The organism is Massilimicrobiota sp. SW1139, assembly GCF_012027715.1.
GTDB lineage: Bacteria > Bacillota_I > Bacilli_A > Erysipelotrichales > Coprobacillaceae > Allocoprobacillus > Allocoprobacillus merdigallinarum.
Genome location: NZ_SJOR01000013.1, coordinates 18,157 through 30,085, shown reverse-complemented (window position 1 = coordinate 30,085; position 11,929 = coordinate 18,157). Strand labels below are relative to the sequence as shown.

Below are 11,929 nucleotides of genomic sequence, written 5' to 3'. Positions count from 1 at the left end.
TCTACATTTTGATGTAGATGTTTTTATCATACTGAGAAAGGACTATTTGATTTATGAAAAAAAGAAATATCTATCTCTTGTTTGCGATTGAATGGCTACAAGGAATGGTTTTTTATAGTTCTGTTGCAACTTTATATCGTCAAAATCATGGATTGACATTAGTTGAAATGGGATTGATTGAAAGCCTGTTTTCAATACTTGTTTTTATTTTGGAAATCCCTATGGGATATTTATGTGATCGTTTAGGATATAAGAAAACAATGATGAGCTGTTATGGAATCTATCTTTTATCAAAGATTGTATTCTATCAGGCTTATGGATTTTCGATGTTTTTATTAGAAAGATTATTATTAGCAATAACAGCATCAGGACTTTCTGGCTGTGATAGTGCATTTTTGTATCTGTCAACTGGCAAGATAGAAAATCCACGTGTTTTTGGATATCTGCATGCCTGTGGTGTAGCAGGCATGATGATGTCATCAATGGCTTTTTCATTGTGGATTCATGATATGGAATTAGCTGCTTTATATACCATTTTGCCTTATTTTATAGCGTTTCTATTATCTTTCTTTTTGGAAGATATTCCTATGGAAGGAAGTTCTCATATGGGAATCAAAGATGCATTTTCATTATTGTTTCAACAAAAAAGACATATTCTTTTTTTGATTGCTTCAGCATTATTATTAGAAACAACACATACAATCAGTGTGTTTTATAGTCAGCTGCAATGGAAAGCTAGTCATATTCCAGTTGTCTATTTTGGACTCATTTCTATTTTTATGACAGCTATACCTCTTTTAGGAGCGAGTTTAGGAAAAATAGTCGAATATATTCGTGAAAAGACATTGATGTTTTTATTGGTATTTGTTTCAATGATCACTTGTATTATATTGGCGTTGAGTCATCATCCTTATATATCTATTGCAGGGATTATGATTTTAACTTTAGTAGAAGCTTTTTACTCTCCTTTATCACAATCGCTTATGAATCAACGTGTTGAGGGTGCTTTAAGAGTCACTATGTTATCAATTTATTCAATGATTATGAATATGGTAGGAATTGTGATGAATATGAGTTTTGGAGTAGCAGGTGATATGAATATTCAATGGGTGATGATTTTAGGAGGATGTTTTTGTTTTTTGAGTCTATTGTGTTTAAAAAAAGAAAGTCAGAAAAATAAGGAGATTTAAATGATGGAACTGACAAAGGATGTTTTATTAGGTATTTTAGATGCATATGCTTATGAAATTGTTTTTGTAGATAGAAATCATATTGTGCAATATATGAATAAGACTGCTAAACAAAGATATGGGCAGAGAGTTCAAATTGGTCAAAGTTTATTTCAGTGTCATAATGAAAATTCACGTTACAAGATTGAAGAATTTTTAATGAGGGCTGATCAAGGTGAAGAAGAAATGTTTGAACTTTATAATCAAAAAACAGGTGAAAGAGAATTTTTTGTGCCTGTCAGAGTTGATGGACAAGTGATTGGTTACTTTGAAAGACATGAAGCCCCATGGGATCAAGAACATCCTGAGGTTCCTGTAGGTGAATATTGGAAACGTCGTGAATGATGATGGAGGAAGATTTTAAAAATAGATTGAAATCTTCCTTTTTTGCATTATAAAAAGTGATGTTTCCATCACTTTGTTTATAATTGTTCACATTCTTGTAACCACAATGCAACATTAGCGTCACTAGGCATTCTTAAATCTCCGCGAGGTGATAAAGCAACACTACCGACTTTTGGACCATCTGGAATACATGAACGTTTAAATTGTTGTGTAAAGAAACGACGATAGAAAGTTGTCAGCCATTTCTTGATTGTTGGGGCATCATACTGATCTTGGAAAGTATGACAGGCAATACGATAAAGTTTTCTTGGTTCATAATGGAATCTGGCATGATGATATAAGAAGAAATCATGCAGTTCATATGGACCCACAATGTCCTCTGTTTTTTGAACGATTTCATTATCCTTGGCAGGAAGTAATTCTGGTGAAACAGGAGTGTTCAAGATATCCTGTAATGTATCATGAAGAGGCTGCCCTTCATACAATGAAGATACATAATCTACTAAATATCGAACTAATGTTTTAGGAACTGAAACATTGACCGCATACATGCTCATATGATCACCATTATAAGTAGACCATCCTAAAGCGACTTCTGATAAATCTCCTGTCCCGATGACAATACCACCTTCCTGATTGGCAATATCCATCAAGACTTGCGTTCTTTCTCTCGCCTGACAGTTTTCATAAGTGACATCATGAATATTTTCATCATGATGAATATCTTTGAAATGCTGCTTAACAGCATCCCCAATATCCACTGTTAAGGAAGTGACATTTAATTCTTCCATCATTTTTAAAGCATTGTTTTTAGTACGAGATGTTGTTCCAAAACATGGCATTGTCACTGCAATAATATCCTTAGATGGATATCCTAATTTTTGATAAGCCATATTAGCAACAAGTAATGCAAGTGTAGAATCTAAACCACCTGAAATCCCAATGACGACTTTTTTGATATGTGCAGCTTTTAATCTTTGAATCAAACCATGAATTTGAATATCAAAAACTTCCTGACAACGCATTGCACGTTGATCCTTATTGCTTGGTACAAAAGGATGTGGATCATATGTGCGTGTCAGTTCAATATCTTCATCCTGTAATGTAAAAGGTATGATCTGATAATGATCCTGACGATTATCATAAGTTGTCATTTCCACACGTTCACTGACTATTTTTTCCATATCCATATCAGCAAATATGATACCTTCACTATATTGTTGAGATTGAGCTAAAAGACTTCCATTTTCAGCAATCAAATGATGATTACTAAAAACAACATCAGTAGAAGACTCACCTAATCCAGCATTACAATAAGCATAGCCACAAATGAGTCTGGCACTATGAGAAGTGACCAATAGACGACGATAATCTGATTTTGATGTCAAATCATTGCTGGCAGAAGGATTCAAAATTAATGTTGCTCCATTAAGACAATGTAAGGTACTTGGTGGTAAAGGTGCCCATAAATCTTCACAGATTTCAATACCGATTTTTAATTCAGGATGACTTTGACATTCAAATAATAAACGTGAAGAAAATGGATAAGCTTGACCATTGATTGTAATGACTTCATCATTATCTAAAGCACTGGCAAAATGACGACCTTCATAAAATTCATGATATGTAGGGATATATGTTTTAGGAACAACACCTAATATCTCTTCATGACATACTGTTATAGCACAGTTATAAAGTTTGTTTTTCAAAACCATTGGACAACCAAAAGTAAACAATATATCTAAATCTTTTGTCTGTTCACATATAGTAGTGATTTGTTTGTTGACTTCGTTTAAAACACGTTTTTGATAAAATAAATCTTCAATTGTATATCCAGTTAAACAAAGTTCTGGAAAAACAAGAATTTTGATATGTTTTTCATTAGCTTCTTTAACATAAGATATGATTTTTTGTGCATTGTGTTGAACTTGACCTAACGATACTTCGAAATTTGCACAACCTACTCTTATAAATCCATCTTTCATGAATATTCCTCCATTTAATTGATTATATGAAAAAGATATTTATATCTTAGCATTTATTGATCAAAAAGTCATCATGTGTAGGTATTGTATTTTTCATTGAATGGATAGTCATGAAAGATATAATAAGATATAATGAAAATAAAGAGGTGGAAAAAATGAATAATAAAAAATGGGTGAATTGGGCTATTGAATTACAAAGTCTGGCACAAGCAGGATTAACTTATGGTCATGATGTTTACGATCAGGAAAGATATGAACGTATAAGAGAAATATCGGCTGAAATCATGGCGTATCAAAATGATATTCCTTTAGAAAAAGTGAAAGATTTATTTTGTAATGAAAGTGGATATCAGACACCTAAATTAGATACGCGTGCAGCTATTTTTAAAGATAATCAAATTCTTTTAGTGAAAGAGAATAATGGAAAATGGTCACTTCCTGGTGGATGGGTAGATGTGAACTTATCAGTTAAACAGAATACAATAAAAGAAGTGAAAGAAGAAGCTGGTTTAGATGTGATTGCTGATAGAATTATTGCTGTACAAGATCGTGCTCAACATAATGTTCCAGTTTATGCTTATGGCGTTTGTAAAATTTTTGTGCTTTGTTATGAAATAGGTGGAAAGTTTGAGAAAAATGTAGAAACAGTAGAATCTAGATATTTTGATGAAGATCATTTACCTGAGCTTTCTACTGAGAAAAACAATGAAGAACAAATTCATATGTGTTTTGAGGCCTATCGTCATCCTAATTGGAAAACTTTATTTGATTGATATAAGAGATAGTGAAAAGCTATCTTTTTTTGTGTGTGAATATTGACAAAAGAATTATACTGTGTTACTGTATTAGTGTATTAATACAGTAAGGTGGAATGGCTATGAATCATTTTCAAACAGATACGCCTATTTATTTACAGGTTGTTGAAGAAGTCAAATCAAAAATTCTTGGTGGACAGTTACATCCAGGTGATAAATTAGAATCAGTCAGAGAAATGGCATCAAGATTGGAAGTCAATCCTAATACCATTCAAAGAGCTTTTTTGGAATTAGAACATCAGGGATTTATTGTGACACAAAGGGCAGTAGGAAGATTTGTTAGTGAAGACATTGATTTTATTGAATCATGTCGTCAAAACAAAATACAAGAAACGATTCAACAGTTTGTTAAAGAAATGGAGCGTTATGGCATTACAAAAGCAGATATTATTGCTTATTTAAAGGAGGAAAATCATGAGTGAACTTATAAAAATCCAAGATTTAAATAAAAAATATGGAAAGAAACAAGTTTTAAAAGATGTGAATTTAACTTTACATGGTGGACAGATTGTGGGTTTACTTGGGCCTAATGGAAGTGGGAAAACAACACTGATTAAAGTTTTAAATGGTTTATTGAAAGAATATGATGGAGATGTTCAAATTGATCAGCAAGCTATAGGTATTCATTCTAAAAAAATCATTTCTTATTTACCAGATGAACCTTATTTTGAAAACTGGATGACAACCAGTGATGCATTGAATTTATTTGTTGATATGTATGATGATTTTGATTTGAATAAGGCATTATCTTTAATGGAAAGAATGGATATTGAAAAGAAAGTGAAGATTAAAGAATTATCAAAAGGAATGAAAGAGAAGTTTCAGTTGATATTGGTTATGTCTAGAAAAGCAAAGATTTATATTTTAGATGAACCATTAGGTGGTATTGATCCGGCTGCAAGAGAACTTATTTTAGATACTATTTTAAATAATTATGCTGAAGATGCACTTGTTTTATTATCAACACATTTGATTGCGGATATTGAAAAGATATTTGATGAAGTGATCTTTATTAAAAATGGTGAAATTATCTTACATGAAAATAGTGAGGACTTAAGAATGAAAAGACAAGCTTCTATTAATGATATTTTTAAGGAGGAATTCAAATGTTAAAATTAATGAAATATGAATTTATTCATTCTATGCGTTCCTTTTTCATCTCGTTTTGTGTTTTCTGGGGTGCATGTTTATTATTACCATTTTTTACAGAAGGACTAATTCCAGATATTCCTATTTTAAGCTTTATGATGGCTTTTGGATTTACAGTTTTGGTTATGGGAATTAGTATTGCATTATTTGTCAGTATTTTTACACATTATTATCATTCTATGTTTAAAAGACCAGCTTATCTGACATTGACTTTACCTGTATCATCTTTGCATTTAATTATTTCTAAGCTTATTGTTTCATTTGTATGGCTTATTCTTGGTGGAATTGCATTGATGTTTGGGGTTTTATTGATGGGAGTTATGATGTCATTGTTGACACATAATATGTCAATCATGCAGATTTTTCAGGGAATTCCAGAAGTGTTCAAAGGATTAGGACAGATGTTCATGAATCAGCCTGGTGAATCATTATTAAGTCTTATTTATATGATTGTAGAAACATATGCGCTTATTATATCTATTTATTTTGCTTTAACGTTAGCACATACAGCTTTATGTCGTCATCATCGTTTGGCTGTCGGGATTTGTATATGGATAATTTTGGGAATCATTTTCTCATGGATACAATTTGTTTTATCAGGTATGAGTATCACATCTATTGAATGGTATGGAATTCCAGTTACGTTTATGTTCATTGATCTATTTTTCAATGTGATTTTAACTTTCGTTACAGTCTATATTTTAGATTATCATATTGAAATTGAATAAAAGAATACCTCTTCATGAGTGAAGGGGTATTTTTTATCTGAGAAAATTTTTTCTGTTTCTGTAAGGAACTTTTCTTTTCAAGTGTTTTGTAATAAGATAAACATAAAGTTGAGGAGGATGGTTATGTTAAAGGCAGTTATTTTTGATATGGATGGGCTTTTGATTGATAGTGAAGTCATTTCATATAAATGTTATAAAAAATTGATTGAGAGTTATGGATATTCATTTACAATGGATGATTATGTCAAAGATTATCCAGGGAAGCAATTGAAAGTCTCTTTACAGTTTATTAAGGAACATTATCATCTGGATTATGATATTGAAGAAAAATTTCAATTATTTCATCGTTTAGAAACACAATTCATGCAAGAAGATGGGGTTGCATTAAAAAAAGGAGCAAAAGAATTATTACAATATCTTAAAGATCATCATTATCAAATCGCTTTAGCTACATCTAGTCTCCCTTCAAGAGCTTGCCATATTTTAGACATACACCATATTCTTTCTTATTTTGATGAAATCATTTGTGGCAGTGATGTCCAAAGAGGGAAGCCATATCCTGATATTTTCTTAAAAGCCTGTGAAAGATTAAATGTTTTGCCGTCAGAGGCTATTGTTTTAGAAGATAGTGAAGCAGGTATACAGGCGGCTTATGATGCGAAAGTGCCTGTCTATTGCATTCCTGATTTAAAGCAACCAGGTGAAGACTATGTACAAAAGGCACAAGGTGTTTTGGCATCATTATTGGATGTTATAACAATCTTAGAAAATATGTGATGACATAAAAAAACTATAATCAACCGGATCTGATTGATTATAGTTTATTTTTTATAATAAATGAATGTGATTTTCTTTACATAATTTCATAGTTTCATCATCCCATAAAGAAGCTTGTACTTCTCCAATATGAGCTTTTCTTAAAAAGAACATACATAAACGGCTTTGACCAATTCCACCACCAATACTTAATGGAAGAACATGATTGATTACATTTTGATGGAAAGGTAAAGATAAACGTTCCATTGCATTGGCTTTTTCTAATTGTTCTTTTAATGCGTGTTCATCTACACGAATACCCATACTTGAAATTTCTAATGCATCATCTAATTGCGTGTTATAAACAAGGATATCCCCATTTAATTTCCAATCATCATAATCAGGTGCACGTCCATCATGTTTTTTTCCTGATTTTAAAATATCCCCAATTTGTAAGATGCAGACAGCTTTTTTATCTTTTGTGATAGCTTTTTCTCTTTCTTTAGGTGAAAGATCTGGATATAAATCTTCTAACTCTTGAGAAGTGATAAAATAGATTTCATCAGGTAAAATAGATTCACCAAGTTGTGGATAGTGTCTGATCATGAGAAATTCAACATCTAATAAAGCATTATATATTTTTGAAACAATTGCTTTAAAATAATCTAAAGTACGATCTTCCTTGGAAATCACCATTTCCCAATCCCATTGGTCCACATACATAGAATGAATATTATCTAATTCTTCATCTTTTCTAATTGCATTCATATCTGTATATAAACCTGTATGTTGTTCAAAACCATAGCGATAAAGAGCATCTCTTTTCCATTTGGCTAAAGAATGAATGATTTCGATTTCATCATTATGATTCAATTCAAATGAAGTAAATGAAACAGGTTTTTCAATTCCGTTTAAATCATCATTAAGCCCAGTATTTTTTAATAGAAATAAAGGTGCAGAGACACGTGTTAAACGAAGCTGTTCAGCTAATCTTCTTTCAAATGTATCTTTAATCATCTTAATAGCAACTTCAGTTTCAATTAAATTAAGATGTGGTTGATAATCTTTTGGTATAATGATTTGACTCATTTTTGCTTCCCCCTTCATATAATTATTGCTATTATAGTATATTATAGAATATTAGTCAAAATGATATTTTCAAAATATCATAAAATATTTGTTATTTTTAGATATTTTATAAAATAAATAGGAACTATACTTAAATATTCTAATAATATTGACTTGTATTTTAAAATTGTATACAATGTAACAAATATGGAAAGCAGGTGTATATCATGAATGAAAAGAAATATGTGAGTACAAGAGGTCAACAAAGACCATTGGATTTTTGTGATGCTATTTTACAGGGAATTGGTAGTGATGGAGGATTGCTTGTTCCTGATTTTGAATTGGATCAGAAAGATTTAAAAGCATTACAACATTTATCTTATGTAGACATGGCAACTGAAATTATGACTTCTTTTGTGGGAGAACAGGAAAAAGAAGAAATGAGAGCGTTATGTCAAAAAGCTTATGGACAAAATTTATTTCCCCAGGAAGTTGTTCCTGTTAAACAGGCAGGAGATGTTTTTATCGCTGAATTATTCCAGGGACCAACAGCCGCTTTTAAAGATATGGCATTGTCATTATTGCCACATTTTATGACATATTCACTTAAGAAAAAAGGTGAACAAAGAAAAGTAATGATTTTAGCTGCAACATCTGGAGATACTGGAAAAGCTGCTTTAGAAGGATTTAAAGATGTAGATGGAACATATATTCAGGTTTTCTATCCTGTTGATGGGGTTTCACCTATTCAAAAACAACAAATGGTAACACAGACAGGAAACAATGTTGATGTGGTTGGAATTCAGGGTAATTTTGATGATGCTCAAAGAGCAGTGAAACAGGCTTTTCAATCATCAGCATTAAAAGATTTATGTGATGAACATCATGTTTTCCTTTCTTCAGCTAACTCTATTAATATAGGGCGTTTGATTCCACAGATTGTGTATTATTTTTATTCATATATGACACTTGTTAATAAAAATGAGATTCGTTTAGGTGAGAGTGTTCATTTCACTATACCAAGTGGAAACTTTGGGAATTGTTTAGCTGGAGTTCTAGCGAAAAAGATGGGTTTACCAATCCAAAAATTTATTGTAGCGTCTAATAAAAATAATATTTTGACTGATTTTTTCCGTACTGGGAAATATGATGCACGTCGTGAATTTTATAAAACAAATGCACCTGCCATGGATATCCTTGTTTCAAGTAATTTAGAAAGACTTGTGTATATGATGGCACAGGATAGTCAAAAGGTAAAATCATATATGGATGATTTGAATCAAAATGGTGTTTATGAAATTTCATCTGATTTATTAGAAAAGATACAGGATGTATTTAAGGCAGGATGGCTTAATGAAGATGAAGTACTAGATACAATCAAAACATGTTTTGAACAGACAGGTTATCTTTTAGATACACATACTGCTATTGGTTATGGCGTTTATAAAGAATATCAAAAGGCTTCGGGAGATGAAACAAAGACAATTATTTTAGCGACAGCTTCACCATATAAATTTGCTGATTCTGTTTATAAAGCTTTAACAGATCAAAGCTTATCTGAATATCAAGCGATTGAAGCTGTTTATGAAAAAACAGGTGTTGATATTCCAAAACCATTAGTTCAACTTGATCAAAAAGAAATTTTACATCAAAAAGTTATAGATAAAGATGATATAATTCATGAGATTTCTCAAAAAATAAAGGAGATGTCATTATGAAAGTCAAAGTGAGAGTTCCGGCGACAAGTGCTAACTTAGGACCGGGATTTGATGTTGCAGGTCTTGCTGTGACATTATACAATACATTTGTTTTTGAATTGCTGGATCAGGGCTTAGAAATTACGGGCTGTCCGCAACAATTCTGTAATCAGGACAATTTAACTTATCGAGCATTTGTTGAAGGTGCAAAAGCTTGTGGATTGCAGTTTCAAGGATTACGTATTGAATGTAGTGGAGATGTCCCTTATACAAGAGGTTTAGGAAGTTCTTCAACATGTATTGTTGCAGGTATTGTCGGTGCATATGCGTTCATGGACCGTAGTGAAGATCGACAGGAAATATTAGAACTGGCAACACAAATAGAAGGACATCCAGATAACGTAGCACCAGCCATCTTTGGTGGATTGACAGTGTCAGTCATGAATGAAGAACATGTCACAACATTGAATATTCCTGTCAAACATGATTATCGTTTTGTTGCTTTCATACCTCCATTTACTTTATCAACAGAAAAATCTCGTGCTGTTTTACCACAACAGTTGCCTCGTCAGGATGCTATTGCGAATGTTTCTCATTTAGCATTAATGGTTGCCTCTTTAATCAATGGATATGATGATGGACTTAAACTCGGTTTCAAGGATCGCCTGCATCAACCTTATCGTGGAACTTTAATTCAGGGATATGATGAAATTATGTCTGTTTTGGAACAGGATGAACATGTGCTGGGATGCTATTTATCAGGGGCTGGTCCAACGATTATGGCATTGATTAGAGAAAGTGATAAAAAAGGTGTTGTAAGAATGAAAGAAGAGCTTGGTGATTTGTTGAAAGATTGGCAGGTAGAAAAATTAGAATTAGATATGCGTGGTTATACATGTGATTATGAATAGGTATCTTCATAAGATGCCTTTTTATTTTCAAATGATTCAATTTACGCTATAATTATCAAGAAAAGGAGCTGAGTCATAGTGAAGAATTATCATACTCATACAAGACGTTGTCAACATGCTATAGATAGTGAAGAAGATTATATTCTATCAGCTATTCAATCTGGTTATACAGAACTTGGATTTAGTGATCATACCCCTTGGATTTATGATTCCTCATTTCATCCAACGATGCGTATGGAAGCCTATGAGATTGATGATTATGTATCAACTTTATTAAAATTAAAGGAAAAATATAAGCATCAAATTTCTATTAAAATAGGATTGGAATGTGAATATTTTGAAAAATATATGGATGGTTTAAGAGACATGTTAAAACAATATCCTATTGATTATATTATTTTAGGTCATCATTATGATGGCAGTGATGAAACAGGTATATATTTTGGACATCCTCTTACAAAATCACAATTATCTCAATATGTTGATAGCTGCATAAAAGCTATGGAAACTGGATTATACAGTTATGTGGCACATCCGGATTTGGCACGTTATGATACATCGGATCCATTCTATAAGCAGGAAATGCTTAGATTATGTATCAAGGCAAAGGAAATGAATTTACCATTAGAATTTAATTTGTTAGGATATAAAACACATCGTCATTATCCTAATGATACTTTTTTCAAAATAGCTAGAGAGGTGGGCAATCGTATCATTATTGGAACTGATGCTCATGAAAGCCAATCTTTACTGGATATGAAAACGTATCATCAGGCCCGACAACATTTAGAAAACTTAGGTTTATCCATAACTGAAGACATAACTTTTTTAAGATAGCTGTGTGAAAAAGAGATGTAGAGAAGATAGAACAGAGCTATCTTTTTATATGAGAAATGATGAAGAAAAGCATCATAAAATGACTTAAAAAAAAGACAGAATTGTCTATAAAAAAGACATATAATCATGTTATAATGATGAATAAGAGGAGTGTTAAAATATGGAACATGTGACAGATATAGATAAAAAGAATTATATAGATGATTGTAAAGAAATTGTAAGAACAACTATTGCTTTGGAAAAAATAGAATTATCAGATCATGAATTAACTTTATTGACTGAAGAAATTATGGATACTTCATTATCTATAGGAGGAGATTTTTCTAAAGAAAATATACGTTACATTGCCGTGCAGTATGTACGTAATCAGTTTTTACCACGTTTTCAAAAAGCTCATAAAGGAGGATAA

Annotated in this window: 13 protein-coding genes; 11 read left to right on the top strand and 2 right to left on the bottom strand. The window is 31.7% G+C overall.

From position 1 onward, the window contains the following. The first annotated feature begins 53 nt into the window (after positions 1–53). Both E0K96_RS08200 and E0K96_RS08195 read left to right on the top strand, forming a co-directional pair. Entirely contained in the window at positions 54–1,190 is a 1,137-nt protein-coding gene (locus tag E0K96_RS08200) for an MFS transporter (protein ID WP_168082467.1), read from the top strand. A gap of 3 nt (positions 1,191–1,193) precedes the next feature. Further along, positions 1,194–1,574 carry a PAS domain-containing protein gene (locus tag E0K96_RS08195; RefSeq protein WP_087303960.1) on the top strand — a complete coding sequence of 127 codons (381 nt, stop codon included), beginning with the start codon at positions 1,194–1,196 and terminating at the stop codon, positions 1,572–1,574. Between the two features lie 77 nt (positions 1,575–1,651). Here the strand turns inward: E0K96_RS08195 and E0K96_RS08190 are convergent, their stop codons facing one another. Beyond that, the gene (locus E0K96_RS08190; RefSeq protein ID WP_168082466.1) at positions 1,652–3,559 is read right to left on the bottom strand and encodes an NAD(+) synthase; all 1,908 of its coding nucleotides are present in this window, start codon (positions 3,557–3,559) and stop codon (positions 1,652–1,654) included. Positions 3,560–3,714: 155 nt separating this feature from the next. Between E0K96_RS08190 and E0K96_RS08185 the strand changes: the two genes are divergently transcribed. The 5 genes from E0K96_RS08185 to E0K96_RS08165 all read left to right on the top strand — a co-directional run bounded on the left by E0K96_RS08185 (position 3,715) and on the right by E0K96_RS08165 (position 7,028). Next, the gene (locus E0K96_RS08185; protein WP_168082465.1) at positions 3,715–4,332 is read left to right on the top strand and encodes an NUDIX hydrolase N-terminal domain-containing protein; all 618 of its coding nucleotides are present in this window, start codon (positions 3,715–3,717) and stop codon (positions 4,330–4,332) included. Between the two features lie 104 nt (positions 4,333–4,436). Beyond that, entirely contained in the window at positions 4,437–4,796 is a 360-nt protein-coding gene (locus E0K96_RS08180; protein WP_087245594.1) for a GntR family transcriptional regulator, read from the top strand. Then, complete coding sequence (locus tag E0K96_RS08175; protein WP_087296916.1) at positions 4,789–5,487, top strand: ABC transporter ATP-binding protein; 699 nt, start codon at positions 4,789–4,791, stop codon at positions 5,485–5,487. The genes E0K96_RS08180 and E0K96_RS08175 overlap by 8 nt, the downstream gene beginning before the upstream one ends. Beyond that, positions 5,481–6,251 carry a hypothetical protein gene (locus E0K96_RS08170; protein WP_168082464.1) on the top strand — a complete coding sequence of 257 codons (771 nt, stop codon included), beginning with the start codon at positions 5,481–5,483 and terminating at the stop codon, positions 6,249–6,251. Before E0K96_RS08175 ends, E0K96_RS08170 begins: the two co-directional genes overlap by 7 nt. 123 nt (positions 6,252–6,374) lie before the next feature. After that, complete coding sequence (locus E0K96_RS08165; RefSeq protein WP_168082463.1) at positions 6,375–7,028, top strand: HAD family hydrolase; 654 nt, start codon at positions 6,375–6,377, stop codon at positions 7,026–7,028. A gap of 51 nt (positions 7,029–7,079) precedes the next feature. Here E0K96_RS08165 and asnA read toward each other — a convergent pair whose 3' ends face one another. Continuing rightward, positions 7,080–8,096, bottom strand: a complete 1,017-nt coding sequence (asnA, locus tag E0K96_RS08160) for an aspartate--ammonia ligase (RefSeq protein WP_087303926.1) — start codon at positions 8,094–8,096, stop codon at positions 7,080–7,082. 206 nt (positions 8,097–8,302) lie between these two features. Here asnA and thrC point away from each other — a divergent pair, with 206 nt between their 5' ends. From thrC to E0K96_RS08140, 4 genes are all read left to right on the top strand, one after another. Next, on the top strand, positions 8,303–9,793 hold the full coding sequence (thrC, locus tag E0K96_RS08155) for a threonine synthase (protein ID WP_087303927.1): 1,491 nt from the start codon (positions 8,303–8,305) through the stop codon (positions 9,791–9,793). Beyond that, a complete protein-coding gene (gene thrB, locus E0K96_RS08150) occupies positions 9,790–10,683 on the top strand; it encodes a homoserine kinase (protein ID WP_087936341.1) in 894 nt (297 codons plus the stop codon). Before thrC ends, thrB begins: the two co-directional genes overlap by 4 nt. 78 nt (positions 10,684–10,761) lie before the next feature. Beyond that, positions 10,762–11,520 (top strand): histidinol-phosphatase, encoded by a 759-nt coding sequence (locus E0K96_RS08145; RefSeq protein WP_087303929.1) that lies wholly within the window; start codon positions 10,762–10,764, stop codon positions 11,518–11,520. Between the two features lie 160 nt (positions 11,521–11,680). Continuing rightward, positions 11,681–11,929 (top strand): hypothetical protein, encoded by a 249-nt coding sequence (locus tag E0K96_RS08140; RefSeq protein ID WP_087244459.1) that lies wholly within the window; start codon positions 11,681–11,683, stop codon positions 11,927–11,929.

Bases quoted from the DNA above. Each gene is read 5' to 3' on its own strand.
- E0K96_RS08200 (WP_168082467.1), top strand. From the start codon at position 54: ATGAAAAAAAGAAATATCTATCTCTTGTTTGCGATTGAATGGCTACAA.
- E0K96_RS08195 (WP_087303960.1), top strand. From the start codon at position 1,194: ATGGAACTGACAAAGGATGTTTTATTAGGTATTTTAGATGCATATGCT.
- E0K96_RS08190 (WP_168082466.1), bottom strand. From the start codon at position 3,559: ATGAAAGATGGATTTATAAGAGTAGGTTGTGCAAATTTCGAAGTATCG.
- E0K96_RS08185 (WP_168082465.1), top strand. From the start codon at position 3,715: ATGAATAATAAAAAATGGGTGAATTGGGCTATTGAATTACAAAGTCTG.
- E0K96_RS08180 (WP_087245594.1), top strand. From the start codon at position 4,437: ATGAATCATTTTCAAACAGATACGCCTATTTATTTACAGGTTGTTGAA.
- E0K96_RS08175 (WP_087296916.1), top strand. From the start codon at position 4,789: ATGAGTGAACTTATAAAAATCCAAGATTTAAATAAAAAATATGGAAAG.
- E0K96_RS08170 (WP_168082464.1), top strand. From the start codon at position 5,481: ATGTTAAAATTAATGAAATATGAATTTATTCATTCTATGCGTTCCTTT.
- E0K96_RS08165 (WP_168082463.1), top strand. From the start codon at position 6,375: ATGTTAAAGGCAGTTATTTTTGATATGGATGGGCTTTTGATTGATAGT.
- asnA (WP_087303926.1), bottom strand. From the start codon at position 8,096: ATGAGTCAAATCATTATACCAAAAGATTATCAACCACATCTTAATTTA.
- thrC (WP_087303927.1), top strand. From the start codon at position 8,303: ATGAATGAAAAGAAATATGTGAGTACAAGAGGTCAACAAAGACCATTG.
- thrB (WP_087936341.1), top strand. From the start codon at position 9,790: ATGAAAGTCAAAGTGAGAGTTCCGGCGACAAGTGCTAACTTAGGACCG.
- E0K96_RS08140 (WP_087244459.1), top strand. From the start codon at position 11,681: ATGGAACATGTGACAGATATAGATAAAAAGAATTATATAGATGATTGT.